The organism is Pseudomonas sp. ZL2 (assembly GCF_054788455.1).
On record NZ_JBGOGX010000004.1, the window covers coordinates 128,875 to 146,323 of the forward strand.

The following is a 17,449-nucleotide window of genomic DNA, read 5'->3' on the forward strand; positions in this document are numbered from 1 at the left end:
CCGCCCATCGCCGGCAAGGCCGGCTCCCACAGTGGATCTCTGTTCGCCGGACCTGTGAAGCAGTTGTCCTAATCAAGCTGCCACACACAGTGGACCTGTGTTCGCTGAACCCTGTGGGAGCTGGCCTTGCCAGCGATCGAGCGCGAAGCGCTCGCTATCAGTGGGCTATCTGAACGCAGGCCAGCGCCTGCTCAACCCGCCAGCGCGCTGTTTCCATCTCGTGCAGGGCAGTACGCACCAGCGCCTGTCCATGCAAATCGGGATGTAACAACACTGCTTGCTGGCTGACAGCCAGGGCACAGGTCAGATGCTCGCCGGCCTGTACGAGGATGTCTTCGAGGCAATGAGGGGAATCGGTGGGGAGATGCGGGGGATCGGGGACTATTTTCAGCATGGTCAACTCCTGTATCGGTCGAGCCGCCACAAACCCGCTGTCAAACAGGAGGGTGGCAGCAGTACGTGGGTTGACAGACCGGTGATACAGGAACCGGCGCACACGAATGTGCCCCACGCACAGCTGCCATAGAGCAGTGCGACTGTATCAACAGCGGTCTGTCAAAACCGGTCGTTGATTTGGCAACGACCGGCCAAGACTAGGCAGCTAGCGACGCAGGCGCAACAACTGAAGTGCCTGGGGATTATGCTTGGGAAATGGACTACACGAAACAGCGAAACAGCGGTATCCAGCAACCTTTCTCTCGGTGTCATTGTTGCCATCTTCAGGCATCTGCATAACCCGGCCAAATTTCTGGCCAGGCGATGATAGGTGTGGGTTGCTGGTTGCTTGCTTGTATCCAATGGGATACATTGGTGTGAGCCTTGAAATACAGTGTTTTGCAGACGCCCAGATTCACCTCTTGGTTGATTTCCGTACGCGACATGCGTGCAAGGGTGGCAATTGCACGGCGGGAAATCTGGGAGATGTGAAGTCCGTCGGTGGTCAGGTGTCCGAGATGCGCATCGATGTGGGGGCGGGTTATCGGGTGTATTTCACGGCTCGGGACGGTGTAGTCATTGTTTTGTTGGCAGGTGGTGACAAGTCATCGCAATCTGTTGATATCCAACTGGCCAGGAAGCTGGCCAAGGAAATTTGATATGAGTTTGTCACTTACTACGTTTGATATGGCCGCGTTGCTCGATAGCGATGAGGCAATCAGCGAGTACCTCTCTCAAGTGCTGGCGGATGGTGATCATGACGAACTGATTCGCGCCCTCGGCTATATCGCCAAGGCTCGAGGCATGAGCCAGATCGCAACTGCCAGTGGATTGGGGCGCGAGAGCCTGTACAAGGCGTTGACCCCTGGTGCGAAGCCTCGTTTTGACACTGTGCTGAAGGTCATCCGGGCGCTAGGGATTGATCTTCTGGCCCACCCTCATGCTTCGTCGAGACTCTGAGTCGCCCGCACTCGATTGCACGTCAATGGGTAGATTCGCCAACCAGCTCCCCACACTGCGCATCCCGTTGCATCGACTCCAAATTCCTTTCGATGGTTTCACAAATCGCATCCATCTGAATCTGATGCTCACTGATCCGGAACGGGCTCTGCAAATCCGTGCCGATGCGCTCGATGGCCAGCAGCATGAACCCCACTACGGTCGACGCCAGCGGGGTAAACCAGCCCAGCGATTCGACCAGCCCGATCGGCACGATCAAACAGAACAGCGAAATAAACAGCCGCGGGAAATACACGTAAGGGTAGGGCAGGGGCGTGTTGGCGATGCGCTCCATGCCGCCCTGGCTGTTGGACAGGTCGACCAGGGTCGATTCCAGCCGCGCCAGGCGAATGCTGTCCAGGCGCCCGGCCTTGTATTCGCGGGTTAGCAGCGCTGCAGAGCCGGTGAGGATGTCGTTGGCGAAGTTGTTCGAGCGGCTGCGCCGGGCGAATTCTTCGGGCGGGATGAAGGCCATCAGTTCATCCGGGCACGGTTCGCCGCGAAGGTGTGCGGCCAGGCAGTTCACATAGGCGATATGGCGGCGCAGCAACGTCGTCTTGATCGGGTTGACGCCGTCATCCAAATCATCGATCAGCGTCAGCACCTGGCGGGCAAAGCTGCGTGAACTGTTGACCAGCCCGCCCCACAAGGTGCGCGCTTCCCACCAGCGGTTGTAGGCGCTGCTGTTGCGAAAGCTGACCAGCACCACCAGCGCCGAACCGAGCAGGGTCAGCGGCATCAAGGGCAGGGTGAACTTGCTGTTGAAGAACAGCATGAAGTCGATGGTTACCAGCACGTCCCAGATCAGCAGCCAGAACAGCGACCAGCCGACGTAGCCGAGGGTTTTGACGATCAGGTGGTATTTGCGGGCAATGGCGTCTTTCACAGGTGAACCTCGAACGGCGGATGCACAGGATCGGACGCCGCCGCGCGCTCAAGGTTCGTTGCAGCTCATCGATGGGCTACAGCGTCTGCTTCATCTGCACCAACGCCACCCGTGTATTGCCGGGACCCTGGCGTTCTTCGATGGCGAAGGGTGTAAAGCCCAGCTGTGGATAAAGCAGCAGCCCGGCGGTGTTGCTGTTGAAACATGAGACCTGTACTTCACGGGCCTCGAACTGACGGCGCGCCAGCTCGATCATGCTCTGCACCAGATAGCGCGCTACGCCATGGCCGCGCGCGGCGGGGGCCACCACCACATTGCCAAGGGCGCAAACGCCGCCGTGCTCGGCCTTGTAGAAGTTGGCAAAGGCCAGCACCGTACCGTCGCCCACGACCACGGTCGAGCCGCTGCGCTGGGCGATGGCCTCGCTCAGTTGCGCGGGTGTCAGCGGGTACTTGGCCTTGGGGAACATGTAGAACAGCTCGTCCGGGCCCTGGGGGAAGCAGCAGATGGCAGCGATGTCCTGAGGCTGGACGGGGCGGTGGGTCAATTGCATTAGAGAATCTCGATCAGCTGAAGGGTGAAAGAAATGCTGGGTGCACTCGCTACATCAGAAACGCTTCAGGGCTATTGGGCGTTGCACTGCCGGCCAGATTGCGCTGCGCGTCGGTGAACAGTTGGTCGACCGTATTGGCCAGGTATTCCCAGAAACGCTCGTTATCCACGGTCTGCGCCACGACGTCGGCCGGAAGGAAGCGACGCATCTCGGCACGAAAATCGATTTTGACCTGCTCATCCTTCAGTAGAGAGGCCGTTCGTGCTGCGCCTTGGTTCACGAATATCTCGGCGGCTACAGCGTGATCGTGCAGTTTGTTTTTGAGTAGCTCGTAAGCCGGGGTTATGGCACGTTGCTTCAGCCAGGTCAGGTCCCACAAGTCCCGGTTCTTGATCCGTCCCCGGCTCAGTGCAAAGGCGAGGATCTTGTCGACAAATATTTCTTCGAGGCTTTCAGCGTTGAGGATCAAGCCTTCGGTGCCCATGTCTACCCCATAGGGGTTGAGCAAGGTCATGGGTTTTTTCTGGTAAGAAGGGATGGCGCAGATATCGATGTGGATACGCTGTGCGGGAAGGGTCCGGGCTTCAGGGCGGGTCTGTATGCGCAGTTTCCAGGTATCGACGTTGCCTTGTTCGCGGGTTGGCTCACTGACATCGACCTGCAGGCCGTACTTCTCGTTGAGTTTGCCCACCAAGGTGGCTTTCAGTGCTGCAAAGTCTTCGCGCTGAAAGTCGGCGCCACCCGTGAAGTCCAGGTCTTCGCTCAATCGCCTCGAGCCGTAGCAGGCGCGCAGGCAGGTGCCACCGATGAAACAGAGTTTTTCGAGCATGCCCGACTCACTCAGTACGCGCATGATGTCGTGATGCAGCAGCTCCTTTTCCACCACCACTTGCAAGGGGGCCAGTTCCGGAGTGTTTTGCAGCGCATGCTGTACCAGTTGGTCAAACAAACTCATTGGCGACACTCCAGTCGATCAGGTCGAGGTTTCTTTTCGCGACTTTCATATCGCGCAGGGCCAACGCGGGTTTGGCCCGCCACAGCCGGCAGCGGTGGTCGTAGTCGAGGTGCTCGCTCAGTGCTGCAGCCTTGCGTTGGGTGTGGATGAACTCAATGGTGCCGAATGAGGCGCACACCAAGGTTTGGCTGCGGCCGGAAGACATTACCGTAATCCAGTTGATCGGGACCTGCGAAATGATCCCGACATCGCTTAAAGCGGTTTCCAGGCTGATGTAATTGAATGCGTTCGCCCGTAGGCGCGCAGCGGCGTGATAAAGCACCAGGCCAGGGTTGGCTTTGGCCGGGTTGAACAGGTACAAGCCACGGCACAGACGTATCAGTTTGTTGTCCCGGGACGCTCGGCTCAGGAGGGCTCGGTAGGCCGTATCGGAAAGCTCAGGGACCAAAGCGCGCATGTCTGCCGGCGTGAACAGATAGCGTTCAGGCGTTGCCAACGCGTACAGGCCCTCATACAGGCGCCTTAGCGGTTGGGCGGGCAACAGCACTTTTTTGGGCATTAGCTCTACACAAAGTGATGGAAAGTATCACTTAGTGTAGAACATATTCAGTTTACGAGTGGCAGATGCGCAAACGCTCAAGACAAACCTGGAAATGGAATCCCCACGCTGCGCCAGGGTCCACCTTGATAAGGTGCCCTTCGGCTGCATCGACCCACAAGGAGCAACCTCATGAAAGCACTCTTGTTCACTGCCGCCCTGGCAACAGCGGGCGCCGCCCAGGCCCAGACCGTGGAAATGGCCCTGGTGGGCGTCGATGGCAGCGCCAAACCTGTTGGTACCATCACCATCGAGCAGAACCAATACGGCACCTTGCTCACGCCTGACCTGCGCGACTTGCCGCCGGGTGTACATGGCTTTCACCTGCACGAAAAACCTTCTTGCGCACCCGCACCCGCCGATGGCAAGACCACGCCGGCAGGTGCTGCGGGCGGGCACTGGGATCCGCAACAGAGTAAAAAACACCTGGGCCCGTACGACGATGCCGGGCATAAAGGCGACTTGCCGGCCCTGTATGTCAGTGCCGACGGCACCGCCCGCTATCCAGTCCTGGCGCCACGCCTGAAAGCCGAGGAGTTCAAGGGGCATGCGCTGATGGTGCATGGCGGCGGTGATAATCACAGTGATCATCCGCAAGTGTTAGGTGGTGGTGGGGCGCGGATTGCGTGTGGGGTGGTGCAATAAGGGGCTATTCACTGCGCAATGCGTTAGGCCTGCACGTGTTGCAAGAACGGCGCGTTGGGCGTGTCTGCCTCACGGCGATGAAATCCACCGACAGGTGCAGCGCCTGATCTGCCGGGCACAAAAAAACCGACCCTAGGGTCGGTTTCTTGTTGCGTTTGGTGCCCCGAGGGAGACTCGAACTCCCACTCCTTTCGAAAACGGATTTTGAATCCGCCGCGTCTACCAATTCCGCCATCAGGGCTTGTGGCGGCGAAGTATAGAGAGGCGCCTACCGTTGGTCAATCAGGTTTCATGGTCAATTTTCACCATTTCGGCTAAACTTTCCGGCCCTGTCGAACCGAACACCATCATGCGCGTCGCCGATTTCTCCTTTGAGCTTCCTGATTCCCTGATCGCTCGCCATCCGCTGGCGCAGCGCCATAGCAGCCGGCTGCTGACCCTGGACGGGCCGAGCGGGGCACTGGCGCATCGCCAGTTCACCGACCTGCTCGAGCATTTGCGCCCGGGCGATCTGATGGTGTTCAACAATACCCGGGTGATTCCGGCGCGTCTGTTCGGCCAGAAGGCCAGCGGCGGCAAGCTGGAGATCCTCGTCGAGCGCGTACTCGACAGCCACCGGGTACTGGCCCACGTACGTTCGAGCAAGGCGCCCAAGCCGGGCACGCCGATCGTCATCGATGGCGGTGGCGAGGCCGAGATGGTCGCCCGTCACGATGCGCTGTTCGAGCTGCGTTTTGCCGAAGAGGTGCTGCCACTGCTCGATCGCGTCGGCCATATGCCGCTGCCGCCGTACATCGACCGTCCGGATGAGGGCGCCGACCGCGAGCGCTACCAGACGGTGTACGCCGAGCGCGCTGGCGCCGTGGCCGCGCCAACCGCCGGCCTGCACTTCGATGAAGAGCTGCTGGCCAAGATCGCCGCCAAAGGCGTGGAAACCGCCTTCGTCACCCTGCACGTGGGGGCTGGTACCTTCCAGCCAGTGCGGGTCGAGCGCATCGAAGACCACCACATGCATAAAGAGTGGCTGGAGGTCGGCCAGGATGTGGTCGACGCCGTGGCCGCGTGCCGCGCCCGTGGCGGGCGGGTGGTAGCCGTGGGCACCACCAGCGTGCGCTCGCTGGAAAGCGCCGCCCGTGATGGCGAGCTCAAGGCGTTCAGTGGCGACACCGATATCTTCATCTTCCCAGGCCGGCCATTCCATGTGGTCGATGCCCTGGTGACCAACTTCCATTTGCCTGAATCCACGCTGCTGATGCTGGTTTCAGCCTTCGCCGGTTACCCCGAGACCATGGCTGCCTACGCGGCGGCGGTCGAGAACGGGTACCGCTTTTTCAGTTACGGTGATGCCATGTTCATCACCCGCAATCCGGCGCCACGCGGCCCCGAGGATCAAGCATGAGTCGCACCTGTCGTATGTCCTTCGAATTGCTCGCCACCGACGGCAAGGCCCGTCGCGGCCGCCTGACCTTCCCCCGTGGCGTGGTCGAGACCCCGGCGTTCATGCCGGTGGGCACCTATGGCACGGTCAAGGGCATGCTGCCGCGCGACATCGAGGCGATCGGCGCGCACATGATCCTCGGCAACACCTTCCACCTGTGGCTGCGCCCGGGCACCGAGGTGATCAAGGCCCATGGCGACCTGCACGACTTCATGAAGTGGCAGGGCCCGATCCTTACCGACTCCGGTGGTTTCCAGGTGTTCAGCCTGGGCGCCATGCGCAAGATCCGCGAAGAGGGCGTGACGTTTGCCTCGCCGGTCGACGGCTCCAAGGTGTTCATGGGCCCGGAAGAGTCGATGCAGGTCCAGCGCGACCTGGGCTCGGACGTGGTGATGATCTTCGACGAATGCACCCCGTACCCGGCCGATGAAGACGTCGCCCGCGTATCCATGGAGCTGTCCCTGCGCTGGGCCCAGCGCTCGAAAAACGCCCACGGCGACAGCACCGCGGCGCTGTTCGGCATTGTCCAGGGTGGCATGCACGAAAACCTGCGTATGCGCTCGCTCGAAGGCCTGGAAAAGATCGGCTTCGACGGCCTGGCCATCGGCGGCCTGTCGGTGGGCGAGCCCAAGCACGAAATGATCAAGGTCCTGGATTACCTGCCAGGGCGCATGCCGGCTGACAAACCTCGTTACCTTATGGGGGTAGGCAAGCCGGAAGATCTCGTTGAGGGTGTGCGCCGCGGCGTCGACATGTTCGATTGCGTGATGCCCACGCGCAACGCGCGCAACGGTCATCTGTTTGTCGATACCGGCGTGCTGAAAATCCGTAACGCGTTCCATCGCCACGATGATTCGCCCCTGGACGCGACCTGCGATTGCTATACCTGCCAGAACTTCTCCCGTGCTTATCTGCATCACCTGGATAAATGCGGCGAAATGTTGGGCAGTATGTTGAATACGATCCATAACTTGCGCCATTACCAGCGGTTGATGGCTGGTTTACGCGAGGCTATTCAACAAGGTACATTGGCCGCCTTTGTCGATGCCTTTTACGCCAAGCGCGGGCTGCCTGTGCCGCCCTTGGACTGATGTTCTGTCGATCCCTAACAAGTACTGATTTGCAACTGGAGTGCTAAATGAGCTTTCTGATCCCTGCCGCATACGCGGACGCAGCTGCCCCAGCCGCCGGCCCAGCCGGTACTGGCTTCGAGTGGATTTTCCTGGTCGGTTTCCTGGTCATCTTCTACCTGATGATCTGGCGCCCGCAGGCCAAACGTGCCAAAGAGCAGAAGAACCTGCTGAGCAACCTGCAAAAAGGTGACGAAGTTGTCACCAACGGCGGTATCGCCGGCAAGATCGTCAAAGTTGCCGACGACTTCGTGGTTCTGGAAGTGTCCGACAACGTCGAGCTGAAGTTCCAGAAGGGCGCCGTAGCCGCGACCCTGCCTAAAGGCACGCTCAAAGCGATCTAAGTTTCAGTTTTTTACCAATCGACGGGGCGCGCAAGGCGCCCCGCGTCTTGAACGGGCGGCGTGATGCTGAACAAATACCCTCTGTGGAAATACGCACTGATCCTGGTGGTACTGGCGATCGGTTTTATTTATTCCGCTCCCAACCTCTACCCTGATGATCCGGCCGTTCAGGTCAGCGGTGCCAGTACTGCACTGCAGGTCACTCAGGCCGATCTGGACCGCGTGAGCAAAGCGCTCAATGAGTCCGGTATCCAGGTCAAGGCTGCAAGCCTGGGCGAGAAGGGCAAGGTTGGCCTGGTGCGCCTGACCAAACAGGAAGACCAACTGCCAGCCAAGGACGTAGTGCGCAAGGCACTGGGCGACGACTATGTAGTAGCGCTCAACCTGGCCCCGACTACCCCGCAATGGCTGCGCAACCTGGGCGCAAGCCCGATGAAGCTGGGTCTGGACCTTTCCGGTGGTGTGCACTTCCTGCTTGAAGTGGACATGGACAAGGCCATGTCGGCCCGCCTGAAAGTCTACGAAGGCGAAGTCAAAAGCCTGCTGCGCAAAGAGCGCGTGCGCTACCGCAGCCTGCCGCAACAAGATGGCGGCATCCAGCTGGGCTTCTCCGATGATGAATCCCGCGAACAGGCCCGTAGCCTGATCCGCAAGAATTTCAATGATTTCGAGCTGACCACCACCGAGCGTAACGGCCTGTCCGTGCTGCGCCTGGCGATTACCCCGGCCAAGGTCGCGGAAATCCGTGAATACTCGATCAAGCAGAACCTGACCACGGTACGTAACCGCGTCAACGAGCTGGGTGTAGCCGAGCCACTGGTTCAGCGCCAGGGTGCCAACCGCATCGTGGTCGAGCTGCCAGGCGTGCAGGACACCGCCGAAGCCAAGCGTATTCTCGGCAAGACCGCCAACCTCGAATTCCGACTGGGCGCTGAGCCTGGTGCCTCGAAAGCCACCACCGAAACCTTCGAGTTCCGCGAAGGCGGTCGTTCGGCGGCGGTCGAGCGTGGCCTGATCATCACCGGTGACCAGGTCACCGACGCTCAGGCCAGCTTCGACGAGCAAGGCCGTCCGCAAGTGAACATCCGTCTGGATGGTCATGGCGGCGAGCTGATGAGCCGCGCTACCCGTAGCAACGTCGGTCGCAGCATGGCGGTTATCTTCATCGAACAGCGTCCTACCACGCGCTACGTCAAGCAGATGGTCGACGGCGTCGAGAAAGACGTTGCCGTGCAGACCTTCACCGAAGAGAAGAAGATCATCAGCCTGGCGACCATTCAGTCGCCACTGGGCAGCCAGTTCCGTATCACTGGCCTGAACGGTCAGGGCGAATCGTCGGAACTGGCCCTGCTGCTGCGTGCCGGTGGCCTGGCGGCGCCGATGTACTTCGCTGAAGAGCGCACCATCGGCCCGAGCCTGGGTGCCGACAACATCACCAAGGGTATCGACGCTTCCCTGTGGGGCATGCTGTTCGTCTCGCTGTTCATCATGGCCATCTACCGCTTCTTCGGCCTGATCGCGACCATCGCCCTGGCCGGTAACATGGTCATGCTGCTGGCGCTGATGTCCCTGCTGGGGGCGACGCTGACCCTGCCAGGTATCGCCGGTATCGTCCTGACCATGGGTATGGCGGTCGACGCCAACGTGCTGATCTTCTCGCGGATCCGCGAAGAGCTGGCCAATGGCATGTCGGTGCAACGCGCCATCCACGAAGGCTTCAACCGTGCCTACACGGCGATTGTCGACGCCAACCTGACCACCTTGCTGGTCGGCGGCATCCTCTTCGCCATGGGTACCGGCCCGGTCAAGGGCTTCGCGGTTACCATGTCCCTCGGGATTTTCACCTCGATGTTCACGGCCGTCATGGTTACCCGCGCAATGGTCAACCTGACCTGCGGCGGGCGTGATATCAAGAAGCTGTGGGTTTAAGGGGCTGCCATGTTACGTACCATCAACTTCATGGGTGTGCGCAACCTTGCGTTCGGCATCACCCTGCTTCTGACCGTGCTGGCGCTGTTCAGCTGGTTCTACAAAGGGCTCAACTTCGGCCTGGACTTCACCGGCGGTACGCTCATCGAGCTGACCTACGAGCGTCCGGCCAACCTCGGCCAGGTCCGTGAGGAGCTGGTCAAGGCCGGCTTCCAGGATGCCGTGGTGCAGAGCTTCGGTGCGACTACCGACCTGCTGGTGCGCATGCCTGGCGATGACCCGCTGCTGGGTAATCGTGTGTCCGAGGCGCTGCAAAAGGTCAGTACCGACAACCCGGCTGTGGTCAAGCGCGTCGAATTCGTTGGCCCGCAGGTCGGTGAAGAGCTGCGCGACCAGGGCGGCCTGGGCATGTTGCTGGCCTTGGGCGGCATCATGATCTACCTGGCCTTCCGCTTTCAGTGGAAGTTCGCCCTGGGTGCGATCCTGTCGCTGATCCACGACGTGGTCGTGACCATGGGTATCCTTTCGTTCTTCCAGATCACCTTCGACTTGACGGTGTTGGCGGCGGTGCTGGCGATCATCGGTTACTCGCTCAACGACACCATCGTTGTGTTCGACCGGGTGCGTGAGAACTTCCGGGTACTGCGCAAGGCCTCGCTGATCGAGAACATCAATATCTCGACCACCCAGACCCTGCTGCGGACCGTGGCGACGTCGGTATCGACCTTGCTGGCCATTGCCGCACTGCTGTTCTTCGGTGGCGACAACCTGTGGGGCTTCTCCCTGGCGCTGTTCATCGGTGTCATGGCCGGTACCTACTCGTCGATCTACATCGCCAACGTGGTGCTGATCTGGCTCAACCTGAACAGTGAAGACCTGATCCCGACGGTGAAAGCCGAAGGTGTGGACGAACGTCCATAAGGGTTTTCCCACATTGTTGGTCGTACAAAAGGCGCGAGTGTTGAACTCGCGCCTTTTTTTATGCTCCAAGGCAGGGAGAAGGCGGGCAATGTTCCGCAGGTACGATCAGGAGGTTCACGTGAACAAGTCGATGCTGGTGGGTGCGGTTCTGGGTGCTGTCGGTGTAACAGCCGGAGGTGCTGTTGCCACCTACAGCCTGGTCAAGGGCGGGCCGGAATACGCCGAGGTGTTGGCGGTGCAACCGGTCAAGCAGACGGTCAAGACACCCCGTGAAGTGTGCAAGGACGTCACCGTGACGCGTCAGGCGCCGGTGAAGGATCAGCACCAGATCGCCGGTACCGTGGTCGGTGCCCTGGCAGGTGGCCTGCTGGGTAACCAGATCGGCGGCGGCACCGGTAAAAAGATCGCTACCGTGGCCGGTGCGGTCGGTGGCGGCTATGCCGGCAACAAGGTGCAGGAAGGCATGCAGGAGCGTGATACCTACACCACTACGCAAACCCGCTGCAACACGGTCAATGACCTGAGCGAGAAGGTTGTTGGCTATGACGTGAAGTATTCGATCGGCGACAAGGTCGGTCAGGTGCGCATGGACCGTGACCCAGGCTCGCAAATTCCGCTGGATAAAGAAGGCAAGCTGGTGCTGAGCCAGGCCCAGCCAGGCCAGTAACGGCGCGGTCTTTGTGGGAGCTGGCCTTGCCGGCGATCGAGCGCGAAGCGGTCGTAATCCAGGCACCGGCTACAGTGTTGGCTATACCGGCCTCATCGCTGGCAAGCCAGCTCCCACAGAGAGAAGGTGGTTCATAAGGCCAAAAAAAAGCACCCCGAAGGGTGCTTTTTTTGTGTTCGATCGAACTTAGCGTTTGATCGAAGCAGGCAGGTGCGGCTGGATAGCAGTCAGGACGGCCTTGAAGCACTTGGTGTTGCCGGCAACGATGTGACCCTTCTCGAGGAAGTCGTGGCCACCGGTGAAGTCGCTCACCAGGCCGCCAGCTTCCTGGATCAGCAGCGCGCCTGCAGCCATGTCCCACTCCGACAGGCCCGATTCCCAGAAGGCATCGAAACGACCGGCGGCAACGTAGGCCAGGTCCAGGCTGGCAGCACCGGCGCGGCGGATGCCGGCGGTCTGGCCGACCAGGGCGCGGAACATGCCCAGGTAGTTGTCCAGGTCAGCCATCTGGTTGTCGCGGAACGGGAAGCCGGTACCCAGCAGGGCGCCTTCCAGGCTGGTGCGAGGGCTGACGCGCAGGCGACGACCGTTCAGCTGGGCGCCACGGCCACGGCTGGCGGTGAATTCTTCCTGGCGGACAGGGTCCAGTACCACGGCGTGCTCAAGGCGGCCACGGTATTTGCAGGCAATACTGACAGCAAAGTGCGGAACGCCACGCAGGAAGTTGGTGGTGCCATCCAGTGGGTCGATGATCCACAGGTAGTCCTTGCCTTCTTCGCCGCTACCGGCATGCAGGCCGGTTTCTTCGCCGTAGATGGAGTGGTTCGGGTAGGCCTTGCGCAGGGCATCGATGATTTTCTGCTCTGCGGCGCGATCGACTTCGGAGACGTAATCCTTGGCGTCTTTTTCATCAACCTTGATGCTATCCAGGCGCTCGATGGAGCGGAAAATCAATTCACTGGCGCTGCGGGCGGCGCGCAGCGCGATATTCAGCATGGGCTGCATGGACGTTTCACCTGGGTCGTTAAAGAAAGCCGAACATTCTAGCAGAAAACTTTGCGCGAAGAAGGGTGACATTTGCTTTCGTAGCGTAAAGTCGGTCGCTTCTGTAAGATTTGCTCCCCCTTCGCAACGTCTGTGAGCGCTCGCCTTGCTGCAAAATATTCGTGTTGTTCTGGTCAATACCAGCCACCCCGGCAATATCGGCGGCGCTGCGCGTGCCATGAAAAACATGGGCTTGTCGCGGCTGGTGCTGGTCGACCCGCAGAGTTTCCCGTCCCCCGAGGCCGATGCTCGTGCGTCGGGTGCCGATGACGTGCTGGCCGGTGCGCAAGTGGTCGCCAGCCTCGAAGATGCGCTGGTCGGTTGCAATCTGGTGTTTGGCACCAGTGCCCGCGAGCGGCGCATCCCCTGGCCGCTGGTCGATCCGCGCGAGTGCGCCAGCAAAGTCATCGAGCATGCCACTCAGGGCGAGGAGATCGCCCTGGTGTTTGGTCGTGAGCACGCGGGCCTGACCAACGAAGAGCTGCAGCGTTGCCACTTTCATGTGCACATTCCCTCGAACCCGGACTTCAGCTCGCTGAACCTCGGTGCCGCGGTGCAAGTGCTGTCCTATGAAGTGCGCATGGCCTGGCTGGCGCTGGAAGGGCAGTCGTTGAAGTCGGAAAAAATCGACGTGGCGTCGGAGCGCAGCAGCGAGCTGGCGACCATGGATGAAATGGAGCTGTTCTACGAGCACCTGGAAAAGACCCTGGTCGCTATCGGCTTTCTCGACCCGCAGAAGCCCAAGCACCTGATGCCGCGCCTGCGTCGGTTGTATGGGCGCAGCTCGGTCGATCGTTCGGAAATGAGTATTTTGCGCGGCATTCTCACGGAAACCCAGAAAGCGGCCCGTGGCGAACCGCATAAGCGGAAGGATCAATAGATGTTCGAGCGTCTGCGTGAAGATATCCAGAGCGTTTTCCACCGTGATCCGGCGGCGCGCAATGCCTTTGAAGTGCTGACCTGCTACCCGGGCATGCACGCAATCTGGCTGCACCGCGCGGCGCACGCCCTGTGGCGGCGGGACTGGAAGTGGCTGGCCCGGCTGGTGTCGAACTTCGGCCGCTGGCTGACCGGGATCGAGATTCACCCCGGCGCCAAGGTTGGCCGACGCTTTTTCATTGACCACGGCATGGGTATCGTCATCGGCGAAACCGCCGAGATTGGCGACGACGTCACCCTGTACCAGGGCGTGACCCTGGGTGGCACCACCTGGAACAAGGGCAAGCGTCACCCGACCCTGGAAGATGGCGTTGTCGTCGGTGCCGGGGCCAAGGTGCTGGGGCCGTTCACCGTCGGCGCCGGGGCCAAGATCGGCTCCAACGCGGTGGTGACCAAGGCGGTGCCGGCCGGTGCGACCGCCGTGGGTATCCCGGGGCGGATCATCGTCAAGACCGATGCCGAGGTCGAGGCCAGGCGCAAGGCCATGGCCGAGAAGATCGGCTTCGATGCCTATGGTGTCAGCGAGGACATGCCCGACCCGGTGGCTCGCGCCATTGGTCAGTTGCTCGACCACCTGCAGGCTGTCGACGGACGCCTGGAGGACATGTGCGGCGCGCTGAAGAACCTGGGCAGCGACTACTGCGCCAAGGAGCTGCCGGCTTTGCGTGAAGAAGACTTCGCCGAGATCAAGGATGAGGCCCGTAGCGACGCGTCGACGCATTGACAGAAGGGGCGTGCGCAAGCGCCCCTTAGTTTGCTATCATTCCGCCGCCCTCTTGCGGTAAACCCGACTAAAGCACTAGGTCTTATAGTTGACTTAAATGCTCGGGAATAGCATACTCGCTCCCATCCCGTAACCCCGTGGTACCTACTAGCCATGCGACTGACTACAAAAGGCCGATACGCCGTGACCGCCATGCTCGACCTGGCGTTGCACGCGCAGAATGGGCCGGTGTCTCTGGCCGACATTTCCGAGCGCCAAGGCATCTCCCTCTCTTATCTGGAGCAGCTGTTTGCAAAGCTGCGCCGCAGCGGCCTGGTTTCCAGTGTGCGCGGCCCTGGCGGCGGCTATCAGCTGTCGCGAAGCATGGAGAGCATTCAGGTCGCCCAGGTCATCGATGCGGTTAACGAATCGGTCGATGCCACGCGTTGCCAGGGCCTGGGTGATTGCCACGCCGGCGACACCTGCCTGACCCACCACCTGTGGTGCGACCTCAGCCAGCAGATTCACGAATTCCTCAGCGGCATCAGCCTGGCTGACCTTGTCACTCGCCGTGAGGTACAAGAAGTCGCCCAGCGCCAGGACCTGCGTCGTATTGCAGGCCGGGCAACGCAGCTGGACAAGATTGAGACGTCTGCCGTCGAATGACCGTTTCGACGCGCGGCGCGACCGCCTGATAGGAGATATTCAATGAAGTTGCCGATCTACCTCGATTACTCCGCGACCACCCCGGTCGATCCACGCGTTGCCCAGAAGATGAGCGACTGCCTGCTGGTCGACGGGAACTTCGGTAACCCGGCGTCGCGCTCCCACGTCTTTGGCTGGAAAGCCGAAGAAGCGGTCGAGAACGCCCGTCGCCAGGTCGCTGACCTGGTCAATGCCGACCCGCGGGAAATTGTCTGGACCAGCGGTGCCACCGAGTCCGACAACCTGGCAATCAAGGGCGTCGCGCACTTCTACAGCACCAAGGGCAAGCACCTGATCACCTCCAAGATCGAGCACAAGGCTGTTCTGGACAGCACTCGTCAGCTGGAGCGTGAAGGCTTCGAAGTCACCTACATCGAGCCGGGCGCCGATGGCCTGATCACTCCGGCCATGGTCGAAGCAGCCCTGCGTGAAGACACCATCCTGGTGTCGATCATGCACGTGAACAACGAAATCGGCACCATCAACGACATCGCCGCCATCGGCGAGCTGACCCGCGCCCGCGGCGTCATGTTCCACGTCGATGCCGCGCAGTCCACCGGCAAGGTCGAAATCGACCTGCAGAAGCTGAAAGTCGACCTGATGTCGTTCTCGGCGCACAAAACCTACGGCCCTAAAGGCATCGGCGCGCTGTACGTCAGCCGCAAGCCTCGCGTGCGCCTGGAAGCCACCATGCACGGCGGCGGTCACGAGCGCGGCATGCGTTCGGGCACCCTGGCTACCCACCAGATCGTCGGCATGGGTGAAGCCTTCGCCATCGCCAAAGAGCTGATGGCCAGCGAGAACGTGCGCATCAAGGCCCTGAGCGACCGCTTCTACAAGCAGGTCGAAGGCCTTGAAGAGCTGTACATCAACGGCAGCATGACCGCGCGCATTCCGCACAACCTGAACCTGAGCTTCAACTACGTCGAAGGCGAGTCGCTGATCATGGCGCTCAAGGACCTGGCCGTTTCGTCCGGCTCGGCCTGTACTTCGGCTTCGCTCGAGCCGTCCTATGTGCTGCGTGCCCTGGGCCGCAACGACGAACTGGCACACAGCTCGATCCGCTTCACCTTCGGTCGTTTCAGCACCGAAGAAGAAATCGACTACGCCGCGCAGAAGGTTTGCGAGGCCGTAACCAAGCTGCGCGAATTGTCGCCGCTGTGGGATATGTACAAAGACGGCGTCGACATCTCCAAGATCGAGTGGGCTGCGCACTAAGTAGTCGCCGGCAAGAGCGGCTCTCTGATGAGGAAGGAATTGCACCATGGCATACAGTGAAAAGGTCATCGACCATTACGAAAACCCGCGTAACGTCGGCAAGATGAATGCCGAGGACCCGGATGTCGGCACCGGCATGGTCGGCGCTCCGGCGTGCGGCGACGTCATGCGCCTGCAGATCAAGGTCAACGAGCAGGGCGTCATCGAAGACGCCAAGTTCAAGACCTACGGCTGCGGTTCGGCCATCGCTTCCAGCTCCCTCGCTACCGAGTGGATGAAGGGCAAGACCCTGGACGAAGCCGAGACCATCAAGAACACCCAGCTGGCCGAAGAACTGGCGCTGCCGCCGGTTAAAATCCACTGCTCGGTACTCGCCGAGGACGCCATCAAGGCGGCCGTGCGCGATTACAAGCAGAAGAAAGGTTTGCTCTAAGGTCGCCTGTTGCAGGTAAGGAGTCTCGATGGCTATCAGCATGACAGAAGCCGCCGCCAAACATGTGCGGCGCTCCCTCGACGGACGCGGCAAAGGTGAAGGTATTCGCCTTGGCGTGCGCACCACTGGCTGCTCGGGCCTGGCCTATGTGCTCGAGTTCGTCGATCAGCCGGACAGCGAAGACCTGGTCTTCGAAAGCCATGGCGAGAAGGTGATCATCGATCCGAAAAGCCTGACGTACCTCGACGGTACCGAGCTGGATTTCGTCAAGGAAGGGTTGAACGAAGGCTTCAAGTTCAACAACCCCAACGTGCGCGGTGAGTGTGGCTGCGGCGAAAGCTTCAACGTCTGAGGCTGCGCGTGGGTACTCCTTGTCATTTCGCCCTGTTTGACCTGCAACCTGGCTTCCGTCTGGACCTCGACAAGCTGGCCGTTCGCTATCGCGAGCTGGCCCGCGAGGTCCATCCGGATCGCTTCGCCGATGCCTCCGAACGTGAACAGCGCATTGCGCTGGAGCGTTCGGCTGCGCTGAACGAGGCTTACCAGACTCTCAAGAGCGCGCCCCGGCGTGCCCGCTACCTGTTGGCGATCGGCGGTCATGAAGTGCCGCAGGAAGTCACCGTCCATGATCCCGAGTTCCTCTTCCAGCAGATGCAACTGCGCGAAGAGCTCGAAGACCTCCAGGACAGTGCCGACCTCGATGGCGTGGCCGTGTTCAAGCGTCGCTTGAAAACTGCCCAGGAAGCACTCAACGAGGACTTCGCCGCCTGCTGGGATGATGCTGCGCAGCGTGAACAGGCCGAGCGCCTGATGCGCCGCATGCAGTTTCTCGACAAGCTCGCCTACGAAGTGCGCCAGCTGGAAGAGCGCCTCGACGATTAACCCGGCGCTGCTTCTGGCGGCGCCC

Annotated in this window: 21 protein-coding genes, 1 tRNA gene and 1 pseudogene; 16 read left to right on the plus strand and 7 right to left on the minus strand. The window is 60.7% G+C overall.

The window, feature by feature from the left end; all coding sequences use genetic code 11:
* Positions 1-157 precede the first annotated feature (157 nt).
* Positions 158-394, minus strand: coding sequence for a hypothetical protein (locus ABM562_RS06535; RefSeq protein ID WP_115088653.1), 237 nt, complete (start codon positions 392-394; stop codon positions 158-160).
* A 425-nt stretch (positions 395-819) separates the two neighbouring features.
* Between ABM562_RS06535 and ABM562_RS06540 the strand changes: the two are divergent.
* Together ABM562_RS06540 and ABM562_RS06545 are read left to right on the plus strand one after the other, a co-directional pair.
* A pseudogene (locus tag ABM562_RS06540) lies at positions 820-1,094 on the plus strand (type II toxin-antitoxin system RelE/ParE family toxin).
* 1 nt (position 1,095) lies between these two features.
* Positions 1,096-1,395, plus strand: a complete 300-nt coding sequence (locus ABM562_RS06545; protein ID WP_115088652.1) for an addiction module antidote protein — start codon at positions 1,096-1,098, stop codon at positions 1,393-1,395.
* 22 nt (positions 1,396-1,417) lie between these two features.
* Here ABM562_RS06545 and ABM562_RS06550 read toward each other — a convergent pair whose 3' ends face one another.
* From ABM562_RS06550 to abiEi, 4 genes are all read right to left on the minus strand, one after another.
* Positions 1,418-2,320, minus strand: a complete 903-nt coding sequence (locus ABM562_RS06550) for a bestrophin family protein (protein WP_460421211.1) — start codon at positions 2,318-2,320, stop codon at positions 1,418-1,420.
* 76 nt (positions 2,321-2,396) lie between these two features.
* Positions 2,397-2,873, minus strand: a complete 477-nt coding sequence (locus tag ABM562_RS06555; RefSeq protein ID WP_115088650.1) for a GNAT family N-acetyltransferase — start codon at positions 2,871-2,873, stop codon at positions 2,397-2,399.
* Positions 2,874-2,922: 49 nt separating this feature from the next.
* Complete coding sequence (locus ABM562_RS06560; RefSeq protein WP_258578795.1) at positions 2,923-3,828, minus strand: nucleotidyl transferase AbiEii/AbiGii toxin family protein; 906 nt, start codon at positions 3,826-3,828, stop codon at positions 2,923-2,925.
* The gene (gene abiEi, locus ABM562_RS06565) at positions 3,815-4,387 is read right to left on the minus strand and encodes a type IV toxin-antitoxin system AbiEi family antitoxin (protein ID WP_460421214.1); all 573 of its coding nucleotides are present in this window, start codon (positions 4,385-4,387) and stop codon (positions 3,815-3,817) included. The genes ABM562_RS06560 and abiEi overlap by 14 nt, the downstream gene beginning before the upstream one ends.
* 171 nt (positions 4,388-4,558) lie before the next feature.
* Here abiEi and sodC point away from each other — a divergent pair, with 171 nt between their 5' ends.
* Positions 4,559-5,071: a superoxide dismutase [Cu-Zn] SodC gene (sodC, locus tag ABM562_RS06570; protein ID WP_460421216.1), complete on the plus strand. Its 513-nt coding sequence runs from the start codon at positions 4,559-4,561 to the stop codon at positions 5,069-5,071.
* A gap of 156 nt (positions 5,072-5,227) precedes the next feature.
* Here sodC and ABM562_RS06575 read toward each other — a convergent pair.
* Positions 5,228-5,312: transfer RNA gene (locus ABM562_RS06575), tRNA-Leu, on the minus strand.
* Between the two features lie 108 nt (positions 5,313-5,420).
* On the opposite strand from ABM562_RS06575, the gene queA reads away from it, so the two are divergent.
* The 6 genes from queA to ABM562_RS06605 all read left to right on the plus strand — a co-directional run bounded on the left by queA (position 5,421) and on the right by ABM562_RS06605 (position 11,500).
* The gene (gene queA / locus ABM562_RS06580) at positions 5,421-6,470 is read left to right on the plus strand and encodes a tRNA preQ1(34) S-adenosylmethionine ribosyltransferase-isomerase QueA (protein ID WP_115088649.1); all 1,050 of its coding nucleotides are present in this window, start codon (positions 5,421-5,423) and stop codon (positions 6,468-6,470) included.
* 14 nt (positions 6,471-6,484) lie between these two features.
* Entirely contained in the window at positions 6,485-7,600 is a 1,116-nt protein-coding gene (gene tgt, locus ABM562_RS06585; RefSeq protein ID WP_162195925.1) for a tRNA guanosine(34) transglycosylase Tgt, read from the plus strand.
* 47 nt (positions 7,601-7,647) lie between these two features.
* Positions 7,648-7,983 carry a preprotein translocase subunit YajC gene (gene yajC, locus ABM562_RS06590; protein ID WP_010223473.1) on the plus strand — a complete coding sequence of 112 codons (336 nt, stop codon included), beginning with the start codon at positions 7,648-7,650 and terminating at the stop codon, positions 7,981-7,983.
* Between the two features lie 63 nt (positions 7,984-8,046).
* A complete protein-coding gene (gene secD / locus ABM562_RS06595) occupies positions 8,047-9,912 on the plus strand; it encodes a protein translocase subunit SecD (protein WP_115088648.1) in 1,866 nt (621 codons plus the stop codon).
* A gap of 9 nt (positions 9,913-9,921) precedes the next feature.
* On the plus strand, positions 9,922-10,833 hold the full coding sequence (secF, locus tag ABM562_RS06600; RefSeq protein WP_115088647.1) for a protein translocase subunit SecF: 912 nt from the start codon (positions 9,922-9,924) through the stop codon (positions 10,831-10,833).
* 118 nt (positions 10,834-10,951) lie between these two features.
* Positions 10,952-11,500 (plus strand): glycine zipper 2TM domain-containing protein, encoded by a 549-nt coding sequence (locus ABM562_RS06605; RefSeq protein ID WP_115088646.1) that lies wholly within the window; start codon positions 10,952-10,954, stop codon positions 11,498-11,500.
* A 186-nt stretch (positions 11,501-11,686) separates the two neighbouring features.
* Here the strand turns inward: ABM562_RS06605 and suhB are convergent, their stop codons facing one another.
* On the minus strand, positions 11,687-12,505 hold the full coding sequence (suhB, locus tag ABM562_RS06610) for a type III secretion system regulator SuhB (RefSeq protein ID WP_010223469.1): 819 nt from the start codon (positions 12,503-12,505) through the stop codon (positions 11,687-11,689).
* 145 nt (positions 12,506-12,650) lie between these two features.
* Between suhB and trmJ the strand changes: the two genes are divergently transcribed.
* The 7 genes from trmJ to hscB all read left to right on the plus strand — a co-directional run bounded on the left by trmJ (position 12,651) and on the right by hscB (position 17,424).
* The gene (gene trmJ / locus ABM562_RS06615) at positions 12,651-13,424 is read left to right on the plus strand and encodes a tRNA (cytosine(32)/uridine(32)-2'-O)-methyltransferase TrmJ (protein WP_115088645.1); all 774 of its coding nucleotides are present in this window, start codon (positions 12,651-12,653) and stop codon (positions 13,422-13,424) included.
* Entirely contained in the window at positions 13,425-14,207 is a 783-nt protein-coding gene (gene cysE / locus ABM562_RS06620) for a serine O-acetyltransferase (RefSeq protein ID WP_115088644.1), read from the plus strand.
* 153 nt (positions 14,208-14,360) lie between these two features.
* Positions 14,361-14,852 (plus strand): Fe-S cluster assembly transcriptional regulator IscR, encoded by a 492-nt coding sequence (gene iscR, locus ABM562_RS06625; RefSeq protein ID WP_115088643.1) that lies wholly within the window; start codon positions 14,361-14,363, stop codon positions 14,850-14,852.
* Positions 14,853-14,894: 42 nt separating this feature from the next.
* Positions 14,895-16,109 carry an IscS subfamily cysteine desulfurase gene (locus ABM562_RS06630; protein ID WP_115088642.1) on the plus strand — a complete coding sequence of 405 codons (1,215 nt, stop codon included), beginning with the start codon at positions 14,895-14,897 and terminating at the stop codon, positions 16,107-16,109.
* A 46-nt stretch (positions 16,110-16,155) separates the two neighbouring features.
* A complete protein-coding gene (gene iscU / locus ABM562_RS06635; RefSeq protein ID WP_002552476.1) occupies positions 16,156-16,542 on the plus strand; it encodes a Fe-S cluster assembly scaffold IscU in 387 nt (128 codons plus the stop codon).
* 28 nt (positions 16,543-16,570) lie between these two features.
* Positions 16,571-16,894 carry an iron-sulfur cluster assembly protein IscA gene (iscA, locus tag ABM562_RS06640; protein WP_010223463.1) on the plus strand — a complete coding sequence of 108 codons (324 nt, stop codon included), beginning with the start codon at positions 16,571-16,573 and terminating at the stop codon, positions 16,892-16,894.
* Positions 16,895-16,902: 8 nt separating this feature from the next.
* Positions 16,903-17,424 carry a co-chaperone HscB gene (hscB, locus tag ABM562_RS06645; RefSeq protein WP_115088641.1) on the plus strand — a complete coding sequence of 174 codons (522 nt, stop codon included), beginning with the start codon at positions 16,903-16,905 and terminating at the stop codon, positions 17,422-17,424.
* The last annotated feature ends 25 nt before the right edge of the window (positions 17,425-17,449 follow it).

Bases quoted from the DNA above. Each gene is read 5' to 3' on its own strand.
- ABM562_RS06535 (WP_115088653.1), bottom strand. From the start codon at position 394: ATGCTGAAAATAGTCCCCGATCCCCCGCATCTCCCCACCGATTCCCCT.
- ABM562_RS06545 (WP_115088652.1), top strand. From the start codon at position 1,096: ATGAGTTTGTCACTTACTACGTTTGATATGGCCGCGTTGCTCGATAGC.
- ABM562_RS06555 (WP_115088650.1), bottom strand. From the start codon at position 2,873: ATGCAATTGACCCACCGCCCCGTCCAGCCTCAGGACATCGCTGCCATC.
- ABM562_RS06560 (WP_258578795.1), bottom strand. From the start codon at position 3,828: ATGAGTTTGTTTGACCAACTGGTACAGCATGCGCTGCAAAACACTCCG.
- abiEi (WP_460421214.1), bottom strand. From the start codon at position 4,387: ATGCCCAAAAAAGTGCTGTTGCCCGCCCAACCGCTAAGGCGCCTGTAT.
- sodC (WP_460421216.1), top strand. From the start codon at position 4,559: ATGAAAGCACTCTTGTTCACTGCCGCCCTGGCAACAGCGGGCGCCGCC.
- queA (WP_115088649.1), top strand. From the start codon at position 5,421: ATGCGCGTCGCCGATTTCTCCTTTGAGCTTCCTGATTCCCTGATCGCT.
- tgt (WP_162195925.1), top strand. From the start codon at position 6,485: ATGTCCTTCGAATTGCTCGCCACCGACGGCAAGGCCCGTCGCGGCCGC.
- yajC (WP_010223473.1), top strand. From the start codon at position 7,648: ATGAGCTTTCTGATCCCTGCCGCATACGCGGACGCAGCTGCCCCAGCC.
- secD (WP_115088648.1), top strand. From the start codon at position 8,047: ATGCTGAACAAATACCCTCTGTGGAAATACGCACTGATCCTGGTGGTA.
- secF (WP_115088647.1), top strand. From the start codon at position 9,922: ATGTTACGTACCATCAACTTCATGGGTGTGCGCAACCTTGCGTTCGGC.
- suhB (WP_010223469.1), bottom strand. From the start codon at position 12,505: ATGCAGCCCATGCTGAATATCGCGCTGCGCGCCGCCCGCAGCGCCAGT.
- cysE (WP_115088644.1), top strand. From the start codon at position 13,425: ATGTTCGAGCGTCTGCGTGAAGATATCCAGAGCGTTTTCCACCGTGAT.
- iscR (WP_115088643.1), top strand. From the start codon at position 14,361: ATGCGACTGACTACAAAAGGCCGATACGCCGTGACCGCCATGCTCGAC.
- ABM562_RS06630 (WP_115088642.1), top strand. From the start codon at position 14,895: ATGAAGTTGCCGATCTACCTCGATTACTCCGCGACCACCCCGGTCGAT.
- iscU (WP_002552476.1), top strand. From the start codon at position 16,156: ATGGCATACAGTGAAAAGGTCATCGACCATTACGAAAACCCGCGTAAC.
- iscA (WP_010223463.1), top strand. From the start codon at position 16,571: ATGGCTATCAGCATGACAGAAGCCGCCGCCAAACATGTGCGGCGCTCC.